Below are 20,212 nucleotides of genomic sequence, written 5' to 3' on the forward strand. Positions count from 1 at the left end.
CGTCCTCGTGCGGGCAGGCGCGCAGCGGGAGCCGGGGCCGGCCTCGGTCAGGCCAGGGCGCGGCGGATCGACTCGACCGTCTCGTCGGCGAGCCCGTCGAGCCGGCGACGCAGCACGAGCGGCGCGAGCTGGTGCAGCGGGAACGGGAAGTCGAACTGCGCCCGGTAGTGGACCTGCGTGGCGGTGTCGTCGACGGGCGTGAACGACATGACGTCGGTGGCGGTCGTGCGGCCGTTCACGCCCTTGCAGGCGAAGAAGGCCGGCGGGTCGAAGCCGACCGTCTCGTACTCGAGCGTGACGGTGCGCCCCATGAACCGCGAGCGGTTGGCGTAGCGGGTGCCCATGCCGCCGTCACCCGACAGGCGCGTCGTCTCGATCGTGCCGGGGTCCCAGTGCTCGGTGTTCTCGAAGTCGCTGAGGAAGGCGAAGACCTCCTCGACCGGCCGGGGCAGGGTGAAGGTGCGCTCGACGTCCATGCTGCGAGCGTAGGCGAGCCACGATCTCGGCGACGTCGCGGCGCTTGATCTCACGTCCCCGCGCGTAGAGCGCCAGGGCGACGGCCACCCCGAGCAGCGACAGCGACCCGCCGCCGATCAGCGTCCAGCGGGCACCGAACGTCTCCCCCACCCACCCGATGAACGGCGAGCCGAGCGGCGTGCCGCCCATGAAGATCATGAGGTACAGCGCCGCGACGCGTCCGCGCATGACCGGCTCGGTCGTGAGCTGGATCGTGGCGTTCGCCGCCGTGATCATGGTGAGTGCGCAGAGGCCCAGCAGCGGGAGCACGAGCGCGTAGGTGAGGTAGTCGGGCATGAGGCCCGCGACGATCTCGACGACGCCGAACGCGATGGCCGCACCCACGACGAAGCGCAGTCGCGGACGCTCGCGCCGGGCGGCCAGGAGCGCGCCGGCCAGCGAGCCGATCGCCATGACCGAGCCGAGGATGCCGTACTCCCCCGCGCCCTTGTCGAAGACGTCGGTCGCCATGAGGGCGCTGGTCATCTGGAAGTTCAGGCCGAAGGTGCCGACCGCGAACACGATGGACAGCACCAGCACGAGGTCGGGCCGGGCACGGACGTACCGGACGCCCTCGCGCACCGCTCCCTTCCTGCTGCCCATGACGGGCGCCGGCGAGAGTCGGGCGGGGTCGAGCCGCTGGAGCGAGGCGATGACGGCCAGGTAGCTGACGGCGTTGGCCAGGATGACCCAGCCCGTCGCCTCGACGCCCGACCCGCCGGCGGCGATGAGCAGGCCCGCGAGCGCGGGACCGATCATGCGGGCGGAGTTGAAGGACGCCGAGTTGAGGCCCACGGCGTTGGAGAGGTCGTCGGGTCCGACCATCTCGACGACGAACGACTGGCGGGCGGGCGCGTCGAAGGCCGTGCCGACGCCGAACACGAACGCCAGCACGTAGACGTGCCACGCCTGGGCGGCTCCTGTGACGGCGAGGACACCGAGGATCGCGGCCGGCACGGCCATGGCGACCTGGGTGCAGCGCAGCACGGTCCGCTTGGGGTAGCGGTCGGCGACCACGCCGGCGACCGGCGACAGCAGCAGTGCGGGCAGGAACTGCAGGCCGGTCGTGATGCCGAGGGCGGTGCCGCTCGAGGTCAGCTGGAGGACGAGCCAGTCCTGGGCGACGCGCTGCATCCAGGTGCCCACGTTCGAGACGAGGGCCCCCGCGGCGTAGACGCGGTAGTTGCGGACGTGCAGCGCGCGGAACGTCGGGCTCACGACTCGGTGATCCGGGTCAGGATCGCCGACGCCTCCCGCAGCAGGGCCCGCTCGCGGGCGTCGAGCTCGGCGAGTCGCTGGTGCAGCCAGGCGTCGCGACGCCGGCGCTCCTCGGCGAGCGTCTTCTCGCCGAGGTCGGAGAGGCTGACGACGACCTGGCGGCCGTCCTGGGGGTGCGGGGACCGCTCGACGAGGCCGTCCTCGGCGAGGCAGTTCAGGGTGCGGGTCACGCTGGGGGCGCTCACGCGCTCACGGGCGGCGATCGACGACGGCGACGTCGGGCCCAGCTGGCGCAGCGTGCCCAGCACGGACAGCTGCGACGGGGTCAGGTCGGAGTGCCGCTCCTGCCGGAGCCTGCGGTTGAGTCGGGCCACCGCCAGCGCGAGGTTCTGGGAGTCGGTGGGCATGTCCTTAGCGTAGGTCATTAACCATGCTAATTCAAATCTGCAACCATCCGCGACAGGCGCGGGCTGCCGCACGCCGGTCCCCTCGTCGGTGGGTCAGCAACCTGAGGAGGCGGTCTGCGGTCGAGGACCCACCGATGGAGGGGTCCGGGGCTGCGTCGGCGCGGCGAGTCGTGGGCGTGCGTCTCGGGCGGCCTCGACGGGGCAGCGGGCCTGGGGGCCGAGCGCGCCGGGGCGCCTTATCGGTGGGTCAGCAACCTCAGGAGGCGGTCTGCGGTTGAGGATCCACCGGTCAACGCAGCGCCCGGCGCTGCGGTTGGGGATCCACCGATGGAGGGCTCGAGCAGGGCGCGTCGGCGCGTCGGGCGGTGAGTTCTCGACGGTGAGCCCCCGAGTGGTGGGTCCTCCACCGTCTCAGCGCTGGGACGGTGGAGAACCCACCGCCCATGGCGGCATCCAGGCGATCGGTGGAGGAGTCACCGCTCGAGGGGCACGGCGCGCCCGGGGCCCGGACGACACGACCGCCCGCCACCTCCGGGGAGGTGACGGGCGGTCGCGGGGTGGTGCGTCAGGCCTGGCCGGCGGCCAGCGCCCCGAGCAGGTCGCGGTTGAGCCGCGAGATGACGTCGAGCGGGATGCCCTTGGGGCAGGCCGCCGTGCACTCACCGATGTTGGTGCAGGAGCCGAAGCCCTCCGCGTCGTGCTGCGCGACCATGCTGGCCACACGCGACTCGCGCTCCGGCTGACCCTGCGGCAGCAGACCCAGGTGGGTCACCTTGGCCGCGGTGAACAGCATCGCCGAGCCGTTCGGGCACGCCGCGACGCAGGCGCCGCAGCCGATGCAGGTGGCCGCCGCGAACGCGTGGTCGGCGTCCTCCTTCGGCACCGGGAGGTTGTTGGCCTCCGGGGCCGAGCCGGTGTTGACGCTGATGTAGCCACCGGCCTGGATGATGCGGTCGAACGCGCCGCGGTCGACGACGAGGTCCTTGACGATCGGGAACGCACCCGCGCGCCACGGCTCGATGTCGATGACGTCGCCGTCCTTGAACGAGCGCATGTGCAGCTGGCACGTGGTCGTGACCTCGGGGCCGTGGGCGATGCCGTTGATGACGACACCGCACGACCCGCAGATGCCCTCACGGCAGTCGTGGTCGAACGCGACCGGCTCCTCGCCGGCGAGCGTGAGCTGCTCGTTGAGCACGTCGAGCATCTCCAGGAACGACATGTCCTCGGAGACGTCGTCGAGGTGGTACCCGACCATCTCGCCCTTCGCGTCGGCGTTCTTCTGGCGCCAGACGTTGACGGTGATCTTCACTTGCAGCTCCTGTTCACTTGTACGACCGGGCCTTCATCTCGACGTACTCGTACTCGAGCGGCTCCTTGTGGAGGATCGGCTTCTCGCCGCCGAACTCCCACGCCGCCACGTAGGCGAAGCGGTCGTCGTGGCGCAGCGCCTCGCCGTCCTCGGTCTGGCTCTCGGCGCGGAAGTGACCGCCGCACGACTCCTCGCGGTTGAGCGCGTCGATGCACATCAGCTCGCCCAGCTCGAAGAAGTCGACGACGCGGCCCGCGCGCTCCAGGGTCTGGTTCAGCTCCTCGGCCTCACCGGTGACCTTCACGTTCTTCCAGAAGTCGTCCCGCAGCTCACGGATCAGGCCGATGGCCTTGGTCAGGCCCTCCTCGGTCCGCTCCATGCCGCAGTACTCCCACATGATGTGGCCGAGCTCCTTGTGGTAGCTGTCGACCGTGCGGTTGCCGTCGACGGCGAGCAGCTTCTGGATGCGCTCCTCGACGGACTGACGAGCCTCCAGGACGGCCGGGTGGTCCTCGGCGACCGGCTCGAACGGACCTGCGGCCAGGTAGTTCGCGATCGTCGTCGGCAGCACGAAGTAGCCGTCGGCCAGACCCTGCATCAGCGCCGAGGCGCCGAGGCGGTTCGCGCCCTGGTCGGAGAAGTTCGCCTCGCCCGTGACGAAGAGGCCCTCGAGGTTGCTCTGCAGGTCGTAGTCGACCCACAGACCACCCATGACGTAGTGCACGGCCGGGTAGATGCGCATCGGCTCGGTGTACGGGTCCTCGCCGGTGATCCGGGCGTACATGTCGAAGAGGTTGCCGTACTTCGCCTCGACCGCGGGGCGACCCATGCGCTCGATGGCGTCGGCGAAGTCGAGGTAGACGCCCAGGCCGCCGGGGCCCACGCCCTTGCCGTCGTCGCACTGGTACTTCGCGGCACGCGAGGCGATGTCGCGGGGCACCAGGTTGCCGAACGAGGGGTAGATCCGCTCGAGGTAGTAGTCGCGCTCGTCCTCGGGGATGTCGCGCGGGTGGCGGTCGTCACCGGCCTTCTTCGGCACCCAGATGCGCCCGTCGTTGCGCAGCGACTCGCTCATGAGCGTCAGCTTCGACTGGTAGTCGCCGGAGACGGGGATGCAGGTCGGGTGGATCTGCGTGTAGCAGGGGTTGCCGAAGTAGGCGCCGCGGCGGTGCGCGCGCCAGGTGGCCGTGACGTTGCAGCCCATGGCGTTGGTGGAGAGGAAGTAGACGTTGCCGTAGCCGCCGCTCGCGAGCACGACCGCGTCGGCGGTGTGCGACTCGATCTCGCCGGTGACCATGTCGCGGACGATGACGCCGCGCGCCTTGCCGTCGACCATGACCAGGTCGAGCATCTCGTGCCGGGTGTGCACCTCGACGGTGCCGGCGGCGACCTGGCGCTCGAGCGCCTGGTAGGCGCCGATGAGCAGCTGCTGACCGGTCTGGCCGCGCGCGTAGAACGTGCGGGAGACCTGCACGCCGCCGAACGAGCGGTTGTCGAGCAGGCCGCCGTACTCGCGGGCGAACGGGACGCCCTGCGCGACGCACTGGTCGATGATGTTCACCGAGACCTGCGCGAGGCGGTAGGAGTTGGACTCGCGGGAGCGGAAGTCGCCGCCCTTGACCGTGTCGTAGAAGAGCCGGTAGACCGAGTCGCCGTCGTTGCGGTAGTTCTTGGCCGCGTTGATGCCGCCCTGCGCCGCGATCGAGTGCGCCCGACGCGGGCTGTCCTGGTAGCAGAAGCTGGTGACGTGGTAGCCGGCCTCGCCGAGGGTGGCCGCGGCCGACGCGCCCGCCAGGCCGGTGCCGACGACGATGACCTTGATCTTGCGACGGTTGGCCGCGTTGACCAGCTTGGCGTCGAACTGGCGCTGCTCCCAGCGTCGCTCGATGGGGCCCGAGGGCGCCTTGGTGTCGTGGATGTCCTCGCCGTGCTCGATGAACTGCTCGGCTGCCCCGGTCGGGGTGTAGGTGTCACTCATCAGGAACCAGCTCCGAAGAAGAAGACGGCGAAGGGGACGATCAGGAAGCCACCGGCGATGACCACCGAGAGCACCCACGACGCGATGGTGATGGCGGAGTCCTTGCGGGTGCTGCTGCGGTTCTGGCCGAGCGTCGTGAGGGCGCTCCAGAAGCCGTGCCACAGGTGGAAGCCGACCGCGACGAGGCCGATCGTGTACAGCAGCACGACCCACCAGATCTCGAACCCGTTGACGACGCGCTCGTACTTGCTGTCCGACGCTCCGCCGGGGGCGAGCCAGTTCGGCAGCATCTGGGCGAGGTGGCCGATGATGAAGAGCAGCAGGATGACGCCGCCCCAGCGCATCGTGAACGAGGCGTAGGAGCGCTGGATGCCCGTGCGGTTCTGCTTGGAGTGGTAGCGCTTGCCACCGGTGTAGCCCGCCGCCACCTTGTTGCGCCGCCAGAGCGTCACCGCGCAGTAGACGTGCGCGACGAGCGACGCGAGCAGGACCACGCGGAGGATCCACAGCGCCCCGCCGTGCGGCAGGTAGGGGTAGAAGATGTCCTCGAGGCCCTCCAGGTAGGAGTCGAAGAACTCCTTGCCCTCGAAGAACTTGAGGTTGCCGTACATGTGGACGAGCAGGTAGCCGAGCATGATCAGCCCGGACACGGCCATCGTGTACTTGAGCACGACGGTCGACCTGCGCGCCGACGCGCGAGTCAGAGTAGTGGCCACGATCCGACGTTAACGCGATTCTTACCTAGGCGCTAAGTCATCATGAGGCCAACCTTCATAGCCTGTGGCTATGAGCGAGTAGGCTGGGAACCGTGCAGTTCCAGCAGCTCTCGTACTTCGTCGCGGTCGCGCGCACGCGCAACTTCACCCGCGCGGCCGCCGAGGTCGGCGTCGCCCAGCCCAGCCTGTCCAAGCAGGTCCGCGTGCTGGAGAACTCGCTCGGCACCCCGCTGTTCGTGCGGCAGCCCGGGGGCATCGAGCTGACGAGCGCCGGCGAGGCACTCCTCCCCCACGCCGAGCGCATCCTCATCGACGTCGAGTCGGCCCAGCGGGCCGTCCACGAGGTGGCCGGCCTGCGGCGCGGACGGGTGCGCCTCGGCGCCACCCCGTCGATCTGCGACGGCCTGCTCCCCGAGGTCCTGACCCGGTTCCACGAGTCGCACCCCCTCATCGAGCTGGAGGTGCACGAGAGCGGGTCGCGGGTGCTCACCCACGAGCTCGCCCAGGGCCGGCTCGACGTCGCCCTGCTCATCACGCCCCTGTCGGAGGAGCGGCCCGACCTCGAGACCGTGCTGCTGCGGCGCGACCGGCTCGTGCTCGCGGCGCCCGTCGACGACGCCCTGCCGGACGCCGTCGACGTCGGCGCCCTGCGCGACCTGCCGCTCGTGATGTTCCGCACCGGCTACGACCTGCGCGAGACGACGCTCGCCGCCTGCGCCGCCGCCGGGTTCACCCCCCAGGTGTCGGTCGAGGGCGGGGAGATGCTGTCCGTGCTCCGCTTCGTCGAGGCCGGGCTCGGGTACGCGGTGGTGCCGGAGATGGTGCTGGCGAACCGGCCGGCGCTGCGCCCGGTGTCCCTGCGCAACCCGTCGCTCGACCGGCACATCGCCCTGGCCCACCGCCGCGACACCCTGCAGCTCGCGGCCCTCGCCTTCCACGACGAGCTGCTGCTCTCGCTACAGGAGGGCGTGCTGCCCTGACCGGGCTCACGGGCCGCGGCGGCGTACGTACTCCTCCACCACGACGCCCGACTCGAACGGACGCAGCCGCGTCGGGGTGAAGCGCGCGGCGCCGGCGGGGATCCCGCCGAACAACGGGACCCCGGCTCCGAGCACCACGGGATGACGCTTCAGGACGAGGCGATCGACCTCGGGGAGCAACGCGCCCGCCAGCCGACCCCCACCGCACAGCCAGACGTCGAGCCCGTCGCCGGCCTTGAGCTCACGCACGGCGGCGAGGGGGTCGCGCACGAGCGAGAGCGTCGGGTCGACCGTCCGTCCCCCGCGGCTCGCCACGACCTGGCGCAGGTGCGGGTAGGGGCTCGCGATCCCGGCGTCGAGTGCGGGCAGCAGGGTGTTCCACCCCATGACGACGGTGTCGAACCGCGTCCCCGGCGGCTCGGTGCCCAGGGCGGCGTGCGCATGGGCAGGGAGGGCGTCGGCGTACTCCTGCAGCACGACCGACTCGTGGTCACCCTCGGCCATGAACGCCTCGAAGCCGCCGTCGGCGTCGGCGATGAAGCCGTCGATGCTGACGGCCACGTAGTAGACGAGCTCGCGCACGCATCCCCCTTTTCACAACATCTGTCGTGGTCAGACTACGACATCTGTCGTGGTGACGCTAGGGTGGTGCCGTGCCTCGCAACGACCACCGCCGCGCCACCCTCGCCGACGCAGGGATCCGCGTGCTGGCGGAGGAGGGTGCGCGAGGCCTCACGCACCGTGCCGTCGACAAGGCCGCCGGCACACCGGTCGGGACGGCGTCGAACTACTTCCCCCGTCGTGACGACCTCGTCGCGGCCCTGGTCGAGCGCATCGGCGAGCGCCTCACGCCCGACCCCGAGGCCGTGCGGGGAGACGCCCCGGCCGATCGCGCCCTGTTCACCGCCTACGTGCACGACGTCGTACGACGACTCCGCGCCGACCCGCACGTGGCACTGGCGCTCTTCGAGCTGCGCCTGGAGGCCACGCGTCGCCCCCACGTCGCCGCGACCCTCGGCGCCTGGCGACAGCGCGCCTTCGAGGACGACGTCGCCTTCAACGCCGAGGCCGGGCTGCCCGGCGGACGCACGGAGCTCGCCCTGCTCCACCACGCCGTCGACGGCCTGGTGCTGGACCGGCTGACCGTGCCGCTCGACACCGGCGTGTCGCTCGAGACCGCGATCGAGGAGCTGGTCGACCGGATCCTGCGCTGAGGTGACGGACCCTCGGGCTCAGTCGGGGCGCGTTCCCTCGAGCGCGAACGTACGGTGGGTCGACCACCCCTCGCCCTCACGGTGCAGGTAGAGCGCGACCTCGGTGACGTCGAAGTCGCAGCCGAAGTCCTCGAGCGTCGCGTAGGCGTGGTCGAGAGCCGCGTCGTCGAGGTGGTGCGCCACCGTCACGTGGGGATGGAAGGGGAACAGCGGCTCCGGCGCGTCGAGCGCGGCCCGCAGGTCGGCCGCCAGGACCCCCGCCTCGGCGATCCCGCGGCTGACCGTCACGAAGACCACGGGCGACACGGGCCGGAAGGTGCCGGTGCCCTTCAGCGTCACCTCGAACGGGGCCGTCCGGGCGGCCACGTGCTCGAGCCGCGCCGCGAGGTCTTCGAGCCCGTCCTCGGTGACCTGGTCGGGGGGCAGCAGGGTGATGTGGCTGGGGATCTGTGCGGCCGCGGGGTCGCCGAACGACGCCCGGTGGGCGCGCAGCTGCTCGCCGAACGGCTCCGGGACGGCGATCGCGACGCCGAAGGTCAGCGCGCCGTCCTGCGACGTCATGCCCTCCAGGCAGGGGTCAGACACCGCGGACGAGCCCGACCTTGTCGTACACGTCCACCACCACCGGCGCCGCGACCTCGCGGGCCCGAGCCGCCCCCGCGGCGAGCACGCGGTCGAGCTCGGCGGGGTCGTCGAGGTAGCCGCGGGTGCGCTCGCCGAAGCCACTCACCAGGTCGGCCACCAGGTCGGCGAGGGCGACCTTCAGGTGGCCGTACTGCTGGCCCTCGAACTGCGCGACCACGTCGTCGACCGTCGTGCCGGCCACCGTCGCGAACAGCGTGAGCAGGTTCGCGATCCCCGGCTGGCCCTCCGGGTCGTAGCGGATCGTGTCGCCGGAGTCGGTGACCGCCGAGCGGATCTTCTTGGCAGCCTTCTTCGGGTCGTCCAGCAGGTCGACGATGCCGTTCGGCGACGACGCCGACTTGCTCATCTTCGCGGTCGGGTCCTGCAGGTCGGCGATCTTGGCGGTGCCCTTGACGATGTAGGCCTCGGGCTGGCGGAACGTCTCGCCGTAGTGGTGGTTGAAGCGCTGCGCGAGGTTGCGCGACAGCTCGAGGTGCTGGCGCTGGTCCTCGCCCACGGGCACGTGGTGCGGGTTGTAGAGCAGGATGTCGGCGGCCTGCAGGATCGGGTACGTGAACAGCCCGACGCTCGCCTTGTCGGCGCCCGCCTTCGCGCTCTTGTCCTTGAACTGCGTCATGCGGCCGGCCTCGCCGAAGCCCGTGAGGCAGTTGAAGACCCACGCCAGCTGCGTGTGCTCCGGCACGTGGCTCTGGCAGAACAGGGCCGACCGCTCGGGATCGACGCCGGCGGCCAGCAGCTGGGCGGCCGAGCGGTGCACCCGCGTGCGCAGCTGGGCCGGGTCGGGCTGGACCGTCAGGGCGTGCAGGTCGGCGATGAAGTAGAAGGCGTCGTGGTCCTCCTGCAGGCCGACCCACTGGCGCACCGCTCCCAGGTAGTTCCCGAGGTGGAACGACTCGGCCGTCGGCTGGATGCCGGACAGCGAGCGGGGACGGGTGCTGCTGGACATGCTGTGCATTGTGCCAGTGGCTCCTCGCGGGACAGGTCCTAGGCTCGGGGCCGTGGACGACGTACGCACGTGGCAGGTTCCGGGTCGGGTCAACCTCGTCGGGGAGCACCTCGACTACAACGGCGGCCCCTCGGTGCCGTTCGCGATCGACCGCTTCCTCACGGTGAAGGTGCGTCGCCGCGACGACGACGCGGTCAACGTCTGGAGCACGCTGCCCGACGGCACCCGCGAGCGGGCGACCTTCGGCACCGGCGTCGCACCCGACGACGGGACGGTGTCGGCCGACGACTGGTCCGCCTACCCGGCCGGCGCCGTCTGGGCCCTGGGGACCGTGGGCCCGCTGCCGGGCGTCGACCTGGTGCTCGAGTCGACGCTCCCGCTGGGCTCCGGACTCTCCTCGTCGGCGGCACTCACCGTCGGCGTCGTCTCGGCGCTGGCCGACGTCGCCGGCCTCGACGTCGCACCGCTGGAGGTGGCGCGCCTCGCGCAGCGCGCCGAGAACGACTTCGTGGGAGCGCCCACCGGACTGATGGACCAGCTCGCCGTCACGTTCGGGCGGGCGGGCGAGGCGGTGGTGACCGACCCGCTGTCCGACGACGACCCGACGCGTGTGCCGTTCGACCTCGCCACCGCCGACCTCGCGCTCCTCGTCGTCGCGACCGGCGTCGACCACTCGAACGTCGGCGGCGGGTACGGCGAGCGTCGCGCGGAGTGCGAGCGCGCCGCGGCCGAGCTCGGCCTGGAGCACCTCGCGAAGGCCGGGCTCGACGCCCTCGTCCGCCTAAAGGACCCGGTGCTGCGCCGCCGCACCCAGCACGTGTTCACCGAGACCGCACGGGTCAAGGCGGCGCTGCGGACGCTCGGCGAGAGCGACTTCGAGCAGCTCGGCACCATCCTCACCGCCTCGCACGTGTCGCTGCGCGACGACTTCGAGGTCAGCTGCGCCGAGCTCGACGTCGCGGTCGAGGCGGCCGTCGAGGGCGGGGCCCTCGGGGCCCGCATGACCGGGGGCGGGTTCGGCGGGTCGGCCATCGCGCTCGTGCCACAGACCAAGGCGCGCGCCGTGCGCGAGCTCGTCGAGCAGCGCTACGACGCGCTCGGGTGGAGGGCGCCGGAGGTCTTCGCCGTCCGGCCCGCGGCGGGAGCCCACCGCACCGCCTGACGCGGCGGTGCCACACTGGGCGCGTGACCGCCCGCCGCATCGCGTACCAGGGAGAGCCCGGCGCGAACTCCCACATCGTCTGCCAGCAGCACCACCCTGACGCCGAGGCCGTGGCCTGCGCGTCGTTCGAGGACGTGTTCGCGGCGGTCACGGGTGGCGACGCCGACCTCGCCATGATCCCGATCGACAACTCGATCGCCGGCCGGGTCGCCGACATCCACCACTTCCTGCCGACCTCGGGGCTGCACATCGTCGGCGAGCACTTCCTGCGCATCCAGTTCATGGTGATGGGCGTCCCTGGCACGACGCTGGAGACCGTCCGCACCGTGCACAGCCACGTGCACGCGCTCGGGCAGTGCCGCAAGATCATCGGCCAGCACGGGTGGACCCCGATCGTCTCCGGCGACACCGCCGGCGCCGCGCGCGAGATCGCCGAGGCCGCCGACGTCACGTCCGCCGCCATCGCGCCACCGCTCGCGGCCGAGATCTACGGTCTCGACATCCTCGCGGCCGACGTCGAGGACGAGGACCACAACACCACGCGCTTCGTGGAGCTCTCGCGCGAGCCGGTGCGGGCACCCCAGGGGGCGGGCCCCGTCGTCACCACCTTCATCTTCAACGTCCGCAACCTCCCCGCCGCCCTCTACAAGGCGCTCGGCGGGTTCGCCACGAACGGCGTCAACATGACGAAGCTCGAGAGCTACATGGTCGGCGGGGAGTTCACCGCCACCCAGTTCCTCGCCGAGGTCGACGGACACCCTGACGACCCGCACGTGGCACGGGCCCTGGAGGAGCTCGGGTTCTTCACCACCGAGACCCGGGTCCTCGGGGTGTACCCGGCCGACCCGTTCCGCGCCCAGCAGCGCTGAGGTCGCGGCCGTCCACAGGTCGACCACGCAGCCCTTGGTCGCGGGCGCGCACGCGCAGTAGCGTGGCCGCATGACCCCGCCGGACCGTGTGAGCCAGCTGCGCAACGACGTCGACGACCTGTACGAGATCGTCTCGGAGATCCGTTCGACGGTCGACGGCCACACGGGCACCCTCGCCGAGCACACCCGGACCCTCGCCGACCACACCCGCATCCTCGGCGAGCACGGGCGCACCCTCGACGAGCACACCCGCATCCTCGGCGAGCACGGGCGCACCCTCGACGAGCACACCGTGAAGCTCGACGCGATCCTCGACATCCTGCGCGCCCGGTGAGCGGCCTGCCGTTCCCGCTGTCGGTCCCGGTGCTGACCGACGGCGTCGTCACCCTGCGCGCAGCGACCCCGGCCGACGTCGAGCCGATGTGGGAGATGACGCAGGACCCCGGCATGCAGCGGTGGACCGCCGTGCCGATCCCCAACACGCGCGAGATGAGCGAGCAGTTCGCCCTGCAGGTCGCGGCCCGCGCCTGGGACGACGGCACTGCCTGCATGTGGGTCGTCGAGGCCGAGGACGACGACGGTCGTCCGCGCTACGCCGGGAACGTCGACCTGCGCGGACGCCCCGTCGCCGACATCGGCTTCACGCTCCACCCCTGGGCACGGGGTCGGGGCATCATGACCGCAGCCGTGCGGCTCGCCGTCGGCCACGGCTTCACCGAGGCCGGGATCGAGGCGGTGCACTGGCGGTCCCACGTGGGCAACGAGGCGTCGCTGCGGGTCGCGCACGCCTGCGGCTTCGAGCTGGTCGGCGCCGCACCCGCCCTGCTGCACGAGCGCGGCCGCACCCTCGACGCCTGGACGGCCGTGCTGCGGTTCGGCGACGCGCCCTACGCCCGTCGGCCGTGGCAGGACGCGCCGAGGCTCAGGACCGACCGCGTGCAGCTGCGACCGCTCGTGGAGGGCGACGCGGACCGCGTCGCGCAGGCGTGCTCCGACCCGACCACCCGGCACTGGCTGCGGACGCTGCCCCACCCCTACACGCCCGAGGTGGCCCGCGCCTTCGTGGCCGACTGCACGTGGCGCTCCGCGACCGGCGAGAAGATCACCTGGTCCGTGGTCGACCCGGTCTCCGACGAGCTCCTCGCGCTCGTGACGCTCATGCACCTCGGCGGCGTCAACCCCGGCACGGCCGAGGTGGGCTACTGGGCGCACCCCGACGCGCGGGGTCGCGGACTCGTGGGCGAGGCCGTGCGGGCGGTGACGCGCTGGGCGTTCTCACCCGACGGCCCCGGGCTCCACCGACTCAGCCTGCTGGCCGCCGCGGGCAACGTCGCCAGCAACCGCGTGGCCGAGCGGTCCGGGTTCCGCCGGGTCGGCGTCGAGCGCCAGGCCGAGATGCTGGGCGACGACACGCTCGACGACCTCGTCTCCTACGACCTGCTGGCCACCGACGAGCCGTAGCCCACCGGCAGCGGCCGGAGCCCGTGCTTCCGGCCGGGTCCGGGCCGACCGGAGCGTCCCCGAACCGTGAGGACGGCGACGGTGAGACATCGACCACTGGCGCTGCTTCTGTCGGCCCACGACGGCACACTGGTTGCGTGACCCAACTGAGCGAGCCGCAGCAGCCCGGCGCCACCTCCTCGACGACGCCGTCCCCCTGGCCCGCCCTCTGGGCGATGGTCATCGGGTTCTTCATGATCCTCGTCGACAACACCATCGTGTCAGTGGCGACGCCGGCGATCATCGAGGACCTGCGCACCGACTACAACAGCGGCATCTGGGTCACGAGCGCCTACCTGCTCGCCTACGCCGTGCCGCTGCTGGTCACGGGACGTCTCGGCGACCGTTTCGGGCCGAAGAACGTCTACCTGCTCGGCCTGACGATCTTCACCCTGGCCTCCCTGTGGTGCGGGCTGACGGGCTCGATCGGCGGGCTCATCGCCGCCCGGGTGGTGCAGGGGATCGGCGCGTCGCTCCTCACGCCGCAGACGATGGCGGTCATCACCCGCACGTTCCCGGCCGCCAAGCGCGGCAGCGCCATGGCCCTCTGGGGCGCCACCGCGGGCGTCGCGACGCTGGTCGGCCCGATCCTCGGTGGCGTGCTGGTCGACGCGGCCGGCTGGGAGTGGATCTTCTTCGTCAACATCCCGGTCGGCCTCATCGGGTTCGTCCTCGCCGTCCGCCTGGTGCCCGTGCTCGAGACGCACGCCCACACCATCGACTGGCTCGGCGTCGCGCTCAGTGCCGCCGGCATGTTCCTGCTCGTCTTCGGCATCCAGGAGGGCGAGCGGTACGACTGGGGCACCATCACCGGACCGATCAGCGTCCCGCTGCTCATCGCGCTCGGGGTCGTCGTGCTCGGCCTGTTCGTCGCCTGGCAGGCGCGCGTGCGCCGCGAGCCGCTCGTGCCCCTCGGCCTCTTCCGCGACCGCAACTTCTCGGTCGGCAACGTCGCCATCGCGATGGTCTCGCTCGCCATCACCGCCATGAGCCTGCCGTTCATGTTCTACGCGCAGGGCGCCCGCGGGTGGAGCCCGACCGAGTCGGCCCTCTTCATGACGCCCATGGCGGTGGTGCTGCTGCTCCTCTCGCCCGTGGTGGGCAAGCTGTCCGACCGCGTGCACCCGCGCCTCCTGACGCTCGTGGGCTTCGGCACCGCCGCCGTGGCCATGCGCTGGCTCGGCAGCCTCGTCGACCCGACCACGCCCGCGTGGCAGCTGCTCCTGCCGATGGCGCTGTTCGGCGTGTCCAACGCGTTCCTCTGGGCCCCGCTGAGCGCCACGGCCACGCGGAACCTGCCGATGTCGTCGGCCGGCGCCGGCGCCGGCGTCTACAACACGACGCGCCAGGTGGCCGCGGCCCTCGGCAGCGCCGCCGTCGCCGCACTCATCGGGTCGCGCCTGGCCGCCAACGGCCTGCAGGGCGACGCGAGCGCGTTCCAGTCCGCGACCGGCGGCTCCGGGAGCATGCCCGCGCCGGTGGCCGAGGCCTTCTCCCGAGCCATGTCGGAGGCCTTCTGGCTGCCGGCGGCCGCGTTCGTCGTCGGCCTGGTCGTCGTGCTGCTGTTCGAACGCCCGCGCCACCAGGGCACCGCCCCGGCCACCGCCCCCGCGCAGGCCGCACCCGCTGCCTAGACTGCGGCGGGTGACCAGCACCCACGTCCTGACGCTGTCCTGCCCGGACCGGCCGGGGCTCGTGTACGCCGTGACCCGGTGGATCCACGAGGCCGGCGGCAACATCCTCGACTCCCAGCAGTACACGGAGCAGCCGGCCGACGACGGGTCGGGCGAGTTCTTCCTGCGTCTGCACGTCGACTTCGGCGCCGACGCGCAGACCGGGGACCTCGCGGACGGCTTCGGACCGGTCGCCGCGGAGCTGGACATGCAGTTCCGTCTCGTCGAGGCCGAGCGGCCCGCGCGCACCCTCGTGATGGTCTCCAAGGAGGGTCACTGCCTGAACGACCTGCTGTACCGGCAGAGCTCCGGCACGCTCAACATCGAGGTGCCGGCGATCGTGTCGAACCACCGCGACCTGGAGCGGCTCGCCGACGCCTACGACGTGCCGTTCCACCACCTGCCGGTCACCCGGGAGACGAAGGCCGACGTGGAGGCCCAGGTGCTCCACCTCGTCGAGGAGCTGGAGGTCGACCTCGTGGTGCTCGCGCGGTACATGCAGATCCTCAGCGACGACCTCTGCCGCTCGCTGGCGGGGCGGGCCATCAACATCCACCACAGCTTCCTGCCCAGCTTCAAGGGCGCGCGCCCCTACCACCAGGCGCACGCCCGGGGCGTCAAGCTGATCGGCGCGACGGCCCACTACGTCACCGCCGACCTCGACGAGGGCCCGATCATCGAGCAGGGCGTCCAGCGCGTCGACCACCGCATGGCCCCGGCCGACCTGGCGCGCGTGGGCCGCGACGTCGAGGCCCAGACGCTCTCGCGCGCGGTGCGCCTGCACGCCGAGTCGCGCGTGCTGATGAACGGGCCACGCACCGTCGTCTTCGCCTGACCCGCCGCAGGGGTCGAGTGGCGACCGGCCCGCGGCTCTGGTGTCCCGTCTCACTCCGCGACCCAGAGGTCCACATGGTGAGACCTGTGTGCGGCGCGTCGCCGGACGCCTACCGTCGTACCTCGACGCACCACCCCCGAGGGTGCGCCCGACACCGAGGACGACTCCATGACGACGCTCCGCCGCCGACTGACGACCGCCGCCGCGCTCGCGGCCGCCTCCGCCCTGGTGCTCAGCGCCTGCGGGTCGGGCGGCTCCAGCGACGCCGACACGATCAAGATCGTCGGCTTCGCGGTCCCCGAGGCGGCCAACAAGGCGATCGCCGAGAAGTTCGAGGAGACGCCCGAGGGCAAGGGCGTCTCGTTCAAGACCTCCTACGGCGCGTCCGGCGACCAGAGCCGCGCGGTGGCCGACGGCCTGCCGGCCGACTACGTCCACCTGTCCGTCGCGACCGACGTCGACCGTCTGGTCGATGCGGGCCTGGTCGACAAGACCTGGGACGACGGCCCGAACCAGGGCATCGTGTCGACGTCGGTGGTCGTGCTCGGCGTCCGCAAGGGCAACCCCAAGAACATCCAGGGCTGGGACGACCTGGTCAAGCCCGGCGTCAAGATCGTCACGGCGAACCCCGCCTCCTCCGGCGCGGCCCGGTGGAACGCGCTCGCCGCGTGGGGCAGCGTGACCAGCCAGGGCGGCAGCGACGCCGAGGCCACGGCCTACGTCGACAAGCTCTTCAAGAACGTGGTCTCCCTGACCAACAGCGGCCGCGACGCCACCCAGAGCTTCCTCGGCGGCACGGGCGACGTGCTGCTGGCCTACGAGAACGAGGCCATCCTGGCGAACCAGAACGGCGAGGGCTTCGACTACGTCATCCCCGACACCACCGTGCTCATCGAGAACCCGGGCGCAGTCCTGAAGAAGCACGTGCCGGCGACCGAGCCGTGGCTCGACTTCGTGCTCGGCACGACGGGTCAGCGCGAGTTCGCGCTCAAGGGCTTCCGTCCGCTCAACGAGGAGCAGCCCGGCGTCGCCGACCTGTCCGCGGTGGGCCTGAAGGCGTCCGACATCAAGGGTGCCGCCGACGCCTCGGACCCGTTCCCGAAGGTCAAGAACCTCCTGACCCTCGCCGACGACTTCGGCGGTCACGACTGGAGCGGCGTGAAGGACAAGCTCTTCGGCGACGGCAAGGACGGCGCCCCCGTCGGCATCGTCACCGAGGCCATCGCGAAGTCCGGCAAGGCCTCCCAGTAGGGCACCACCCCGACCGCTTCGACGACCCCCAGGACGGCATGACCTCCACCTCCCCGGCACAGCGCCGGCCGGCACGCTTCCGGCCGGCGCTGCCGAGCACCCTCACCCGCACCTCGGGGCTCGGCCTCGGCATCTCGATGCTCTGGTTCAGCCTCCTCGTCCTCATCCCGCTCTGCGCCGTCGTGATCACGGCGTCCGAGGGCGGCTGGGCGAACTTCTGGCGGGCGATCACCAACGCGCAGACCCGCTCGGCGATCGTGCTGACGCTCGAGGCCGCCGTCGCCGTGACCGCGGTCAACGTGGTCGTCGGGACCGTCATCGCCTGGGTGCTCGTGCGCGACCGGTTCCCCGGCAAGGGCGTGCTCGAGGTGGTCATCGACATCCCGTTCGCGCTGCCGACGATCGTGGCCGGGCTCGTGCTCCTGTCGCTCTACGGCAAGGACGACAGCCCGCTCGGCATCAACGTCGCGAACTCCGGGGCGTCGGTGTACCTGGCGTTCCTGTTCGTGACGCTGCCGTTCGTCGTCCGCATGGTCCAGCCCGTGCTGGAGGAGCTCGACCTCGAGGTCGAGGAGGCCGCCGCGTCGCTCGGCGCGAGCCGCTTCACGACGTTCCGCCGCGTGATCCTGCCCAGCCTCGCGCCGGCCATCACCGCAGGCGCGGCGCTGTCGTTCGCGCGGGCCGTGGGCGAGTACGGGTCGCTCGTGCTGCTGTCGGGCAACCTGCCCTTCTCCTCCGAGGTGGCGTCCGTGCGCATCCTGAGCGCGATCGAGAACGACAACCCCGAGGCCGCGGCGTCCATCGCGACCCTGCTGCTGCTCGTCTCGCTGGCGACCATCGTCGTGCTCGACCTGCTCCAGAGGAGGATCAGCGACCGTGGCTGACGCTCGGACGACCCGCCACCCCCGTGGCCCGGTCACCTACCTGCTGCGCGTCGTCGCGGTCGTGTACCTCGCGCTGCTCGTGGTCTGGCCGGTCGCCCTCGTCGTGACCAACACGTTCGCCGACGGCCTGACGTCGTTGCGCGGCCTGTTCGAGGACCCCGACATGGTGGCGGCCCTGCAGCTCACCGCCGTCGCCGCCCTCTGCGCGACGGCCATCAACCTCGTGTTCGGCGTCAGCATGTCGCTCCTGCTGGTGCGCACCGAGTTCCCCGGCAAGCGTCTGCTCAGCGCCGCGCTCGACCTGCCGCTCTCGGTCTCGCCGATCGTCATCGGCCTGGCCCTCGTGCTCGTCTACGGCGGGCGCGGCGGATGGTTCGGCCCCACGCTCGAGGGCTGGGGCTTCCAGATCATCTTCTCCACCCCCGGCATCGTCATGGCGACGGCGTTCGTCTCCCTGCCGCTCGTCATCCGTGAGGTCGTGCCCGTGCTGCGCGAGATCGGCACCGAGCAGGAGCAGGCCGCCCGCAGCCTCGGCGCCAACGCCTGGCAGACCTTCTGGCGGATCACGCTGCCGGGCATCCGCTGGGCGGTCGTCTACGGCGTCGTGCTGACCCTCGCCCGCTCGCTCGGTGAGTTCGGCGCCGTCAAGGTCGTGTCGGGCAACGTGCTCGGCGAGACCCGCACCGCCACGCTGGCCGTGGAGGAGAAGTACCTCAACTTCGACGTCGAGGGCGCCTACGCGATCGCGTTCCTGCTCGCCAGCGTCTCCGTCGTCTGCATCGTCGTCGTCCAGGTCCTGCGCTCCCGCGCGGGCCGCCACTGAGAGGGAAGGCCCCATGAGCATCGAGGTCGCAGGCGTCAGCAAGCGGTTCGGCGACTTCGTCGCGCTCGACGACGTCGACCTGTCGATCCCCACCGGCCAGCTCACCGCTCTGCTCGGCCCGAGCGGCGGCGGCAAGACCACGCTGCTGCGGATCATCGCCGGTCTGGAGACCGCCGACTCCGGCTCGGTCGTGATCGAGGGCGTCGACACGACCGGCGTGCCCGTGCAGAAGCGCAACGTCGGGTTCGTGTTCCAGCACTACGCGGCGTTCAAGCACCTCAGCGTGCGACGCAACGTGTCGTTCGGCCTGGAGATCCGCAAGCGCCCGAAGGCCGAGGTCGAGGCCAAGGTCGACGAGCTGCTGCGGCTCGTGCACCTCGAGCAGTTCGCGGACCGTCGACCGACGCAGCTGTCCGGTGGTCAGCGTCAGCGCATGGCACTGGCCCGCGCGCTCGCCATCGAGCCGTCGGTGCTGCTGCTCGACGAGCCGTTCGGCGCGCTCGACGCGAAGGTCCGCAAGGAGCTGCGGGACTGGCTGCGCCGCCTGCACGACGAGATGCACGTGACCACGGTGTTCGTCACGCACGACCAGGAGGAGGCGCTGGAGGTGGCCGACTCGATCGTGGTGATCAACGACGGCCGCATCGAGCAGGTCGGCACGCCCGACGACCTCTACGACAAGCCGGCGAGCGACTTCGTGCTGTCCTTCCTCGGTCCCGTGACCACGCTCGGCGACCACCTGGTGCGCCCGCACGACATCGAGATCTCGCGCTACGAGCAGGCGGCGGTCACGGTCGGCACGATCACCCGCTGGACGCGGATCGGGTTCGAGGTGCGCCTGGAGGTCACGCCCGAGGACGCCCGCCAGCCGGGGCCGGTGCTCGTCAGCCTCACCCGGACGGACGCGACGGCCCTCGGGCTGCACGAGGGCGACCGCGTGTGGCTGCGTCTGCGACCCGGAGCCTCCTGACCCGCACCGGTGCGGCCACGACCGCGCCGACCGCGGCGAGGAAGGCGGAGGCGGCGAACGCCGCCCCGTGCCCGCCGCCGTGCATGAGCGCGCCCGAGAGCACCGAGCCGAGGGCCTGACCGAGCACGAGCACGACGAACAGCAGCGCCGTCCCCGGCGCCCCGCGACCGGGGTCGACGTCGAGCGTCCACGCGATGAGTGCGCCCGTCGCGGCGACGAAGCCCCACCCGAACACCGCGCACGCGGCGACGGCGACGACCGCCGAGCCCGACCCCAGCCCGAGCGCGAGCGTCGCGAGCGCGGTGACGCCGGC

General features: G+C 71.7%; 22 protein-coding genes. 12 read left to right on the plus strand and 10 right to left on the minus strand.

What is annotated here, in order from left to right; translation table 11 throughout:
* Nucleotides 1-47 precede the first annotated feature (47 nt).
* The 6 genes from NH339_RS01970 to NH339_RS01995 form a co-directional block, all read right to left on the minus strand.
* Complete coding sequence (locus tag NH339_RS01970; protein WP_253022003.1) at nucleotides 48-452, minus strand: SRPBCC family protein; 405 nt, start codon at nucleotides 450-452, stop codon at nucleotides 48-50.
* Entirely contained in the window at nucleotides 352-1,734 is a 1,383-nt protein-coding gene (locus NH339_RS01975; protein ID WP_253021956.1) for an MFS transporter, read from the minus strand. The genes NH339_RS01970 and NH339_RS01975 overlap by 101 nt, the downstream gene beginning before the upstream one ends.
* The gene (locus NH339_RS01980; protein WP_253021958.1) at nucleotides 1,731-2,141 is read right to left on the minus strand and encodes a MarR family transcriptional regulator; all 411 of its coding nucleotides are present in this window, start codon (nucleotides 2,139-2,141) and stop codon (nucleotides 1,731-1,733) included. The genes NH339_RS01975 and NH339_RS01980 overlap by 4 nt, the downstream gene beginning before the upstream one ends.
* A gap of 565 nt (nucleotides 2,142-2,706) precedes the next feature.
* On the minus strand, nucleotides 2,707-3,453 hold the full coding sequence (locus NH339_RS01985) for a succinate dehydrogenase/fumarate reductase iron-sulfur subunit (RefSeq protein ID WP_253021960.1): 747 nt from the start codon (nucleotides 3,451-3,453) through the stop codon (nucleotides 2,707-2,709).
* A 13-nt stretch (nucleotides 3,454-3,466) separates the two neighbouring features.
* A complete protein-coding gene (locus NH339_RS01990) occupies nucleotides 3,467-5,431 on the minus strand; it encodes a fumarate reductase/succinate dehydrogenase flavoprotein subunit (protein ID WP_253021962.1) in 1,965 nt (654 codons plus the stop codon).
* Entirely contained in the window at nucleotides 5,431-6,147 is a 717-nt protein-coding gene (locus NH339_RS01995; RefSeq protein ID WP_253021964.1) for a succinate dehydrogenase cytochrome b subunit, read from the minus strand. Before NH339_RS01995 ends, NH339_RS01990 begins: the two co-directional genes overlap by 1 nt.
* A 92-nt stretch (nucleotides 6,148-6,239) precedes the next feature.
* Between NH339_RS01995 and NH339_RS02000 the strand changes: the two genes are divergently transcribed.
* A complete protein-coding gene (locus tag NH339_RS02000; RefSeq protein ID WP_253021966.1) occupies nucleotides 6,240-7,127 on the plus strand; it encodes a LysR family transcriptional regulator in 888 nt (295 codons plus the stop codon).
* Nucleotides 7,128-7,133: 6 nt separating this feature from the next.
* On the opposite strand, the gene NH339_RS02005 is transcribed toward NH339_RS02000, so the two are convergent.
* Nucleotides 7,134-7,709 carry a dihydrofolate reductase family protein gene (locus tag NH339_RS02005; RefSeq protein WP_253021969.1) on the minus strand — a complete coding sequence of 192 codons (576 nt, stop codon included), beginning with the start codon at nucleotides 7,707-7,709 and terminating at the stop codon, nucleotides 7,134-7,136.
* Nucleotides 7,710-7,780: 71 nt separating this feature from the next.
* On the opposite strand from NH339_RS02005, the gene NH339_RS18740 reads away from it, so the two are divergent.
* Nucleotides 7,781-8,341, plus strand: coding sequence for a TetR/AcrR family transcriptional regulator (locus NH339_RS18740; RefSeq protein WP_253021971.1), 561 nt, complete (start codon nucleotides 7,781-7,783; stop codon nucleotides 8,339-8,341).
* Nucleotides 8,342-8,359: 18 nt separating this feature from the next.
* On the opposite strand, the gene NH339_RS02015 is transcribed toward NH339_RS18740, so the two are convergent.
* Both NH339_RS02015 and trpS read right to left on the minus strand, forming a co-directional pair.
* Nucleotides 8,360-8,926, minus strand: coding sequence for a 2'-5' RNA ligase family protein (locus NH339_RS02015; RefSeq protein ID WP_253021973.1), 567 nt, complete (start codon nucleotides 8,924-8,926; stop codon nucleotides 8,360-8,362).
* Entirely contained in the window at nucleotides 8,919-9,941 is a 1,023-nt protein-coding gene (trpS, locus tag NH339_RS02020) for a tryptophan--tRNA ligase (protein WP_253021975.1), read from the minus strand. The genes NH339_RS02015 and trpS overlap by 8 nt, the downstream gene beginning before the upstream one ends.
* A 43-nt stretch (nucleotides 9,942-9,984) precedes the next feature.
* Between trpS and galK the strand changes: the two genes are divergently transcribed.
* The 10 genes from galK to NH339_RS02070 all read left to right on the plus strand — a co-directional run bounded on the left by galK (nucleotide 9,985) and on the right by NH339_RS02070 (nucleotide 19,899).
* Entirely contained in the window at nucleotides 9,985-11,094 is a 1,110-nt protein-coding gene (gene galK / locus NH339_RS02025) for a galactokinase (RefSeq protein ID WP_253021977.1), read from the plus strand.
* Between the two features lie 23 nt (nucleotides 11,095-11,117).
* Entirely contained in the window at nucleotides 11,118-11,963 is an 846-nt protein-coding gene (locus NH339_RS02030; RefSeq protein WP_253021979.1) for a prephenate dehydratase, read from the plus strand.
* Nucleotides 11,964-12,033: 70 nt separating this feature from the next.
* Nucleotides 12,034-12,297, plus strand: coding sequence for a hypothetical protein (locus NH339_RS02035; RefSeq protein WP_253021981.1), 264 nt, complete (start codon nucleotides 12,034-12,036; stop codon nucleotides 12,295-12,297).
* Complete coding sequence (locus NH339_RS02040; protein ID WP_253021983.1) at nucleotides 12,294-13,424, plus strand: GNAT family N-acetyltransferase; 1,131 nt, start codon at nucleotides 12,294-12,296, stop codon at nucleotides 13,422-13,424. The genes NH339_RS02035 and NH339_RS02040 overlap by 4 nt, the downstream gene beginning before the upstream one ends.
* Nucleotides 13,425-13,561: 137 nt before the next feature.
* The gene (locus NH339_RS02045) at nucleotides 13,562-15,097 is read left to right on the plus strand and encodes a DHA2 family efflux MFS transporter permease subunit (RefSeq protein ID WP_308207018.1); all 1,536 of its coding nucleotides are present in this window, start codon (nucleotides 13,562-13,564) and stop codon (nucleotides 15,095-15,097) included.
* Between the two features lie 10 nt (nucleotides 15,098-15,107).
* The gene (gene purU / locus NH339_RS02050; RefSeq protein ID WP_253021985.1) at nucleotides 15,108-15,971 is read left to right on the plus strand and encodes a formyltetrahydrofolate deformylase; all 864 of its coding nucleotides are present in this window, start codon (nucleotides 15,108-15,110) and stop codon (nucleotides 15,969-15,971) included.
* Between the two features lie 168 nt (nucleotides 15,972-16,139).
* Nucleotides 16,140-17,222 (plus strand): sulfate ABC transporter substrate-binding protein, encoded by a 1,083-nt coding sequence (locus NH339_RS02055; protein ID WP_253021987.1) that lies wholly within the window; start codon nucleotides 16,140-16,142, stop codon nucleotides 17,220-17,222.
* Nucleotides 17,223-17,260: 38 nt separating this feature from the next.
* Nucleotides 17,261-18,106 carry a sulfate ABC transporter permease subunit CysT gene (cysT, locus tag NH339_RS02060; protein ID WP_253021989.1) on the plus strand — a complete coding sequence of 282 codons (846 nt, stop codon included), beginning with the start codon at nucleotides 17,261-17,263 and terminating at the stop codon, nucleotides 18,104-18,106.
* Nucleotides 18,099-18,929: a sulfate ABC transporter permease gene (locus NH339_RS02065; protein ID WP_253021991.1), complete on the plus strand. Its 831-nt coding sequence runs from the start codon at nucleotides 18,099-18,101 to the stop codon at nucleotides 18,927-18,929. Before cysT ends, NH339_RS02065 begins: the two co-directional genes overlap by 8 nt.
* A gap of 13 nt (nucleotides 18,930-18,942) precedes the next feature.
* A complete protein-coding gene (locus NH339_RS02070; RefSeq protein ID WP_253021993.1) occupies nucleotides 18,943-19,899 on the plus strand; it encodes a sulfate/molybdate ABC transporter ATP-binding protein in 957 nt (318 codons plus the stop codon).
* Here NH339_RS02070 and NH339_RS02075 read toward each other — a convergent pair.
* The coding region (locus tag NH339_RS02075) for a hypothetical protein (RefSeq protein WP_253021995.1) at nucleotides 19,820-20,212 on the minus strand (393 nt) is incomplete at its 5' end. The genes NH339_RS02070 and NH339_RS02075 overlap by 80 nt on opposite strands.

The sequence above is a fragment of the Aeromicrobium sp. CnD17-E genome, assembly GCF_024124745.1.
Lineage (GTDB): Bacteria > Actinomycetota > Actinomycetes > Propionibacteriales > Nocardioidaceae > Aeromicrobium.

Excerpts from the sequence above, each read along its gene's own strand:
- NH339_RS01980 (WP_253021958.1), bottom strand. The coding sequence starts at position 2,141 with ATGCCCACCGACTCCCAGAACCTCGCGCTGGCGGTGGCCCGACTCAAC.
- NH339_RS01990 (WP_253021962.1), bottom strand. The coding sequence starts at position 5,431 with ATGAGTGACACCTACACCCCGACCGGGGCAGCCGAGCAGTTCATCGAG.
- trpS (WP_253021975.1), bottom strand. The coding sequence starts at position 9,941 with ATGCACAGCATGTCCAGCAGCACCCGTCCCCGCTCGCTGTCCGGCATC.
- NH339_RS02035 (WP_253021981.1), top strand. The coding sequence starts at position 12,034 with ATGACCCCGCCGGACCGTGTGAGCCAGCTGCGCAACGACGTCGACGAC.
- NH339_RS02055 (WP_253021987.1), top strand. The coding sequence starts at position 16,140 with ATGACGACGCTCCGCCGCCGACTGACGACCGCCGCCGCGCTCGCGGCC.
- cysT (WP_253021989.1), top strand. The coding sequence starts at position 17,261 with ATGACCTCCACCTCCCCGGCACAGCGCCGGCCGGCACGCTTCCGGCCG.
- NH339_RS02070 (WP_253021993.1), top strand. The coding sequence starts at position 18,943 with ATGAGCATCGAGGTCGCAGGCGTCAGCAAGCGGTTCGGCGACTTCGTC.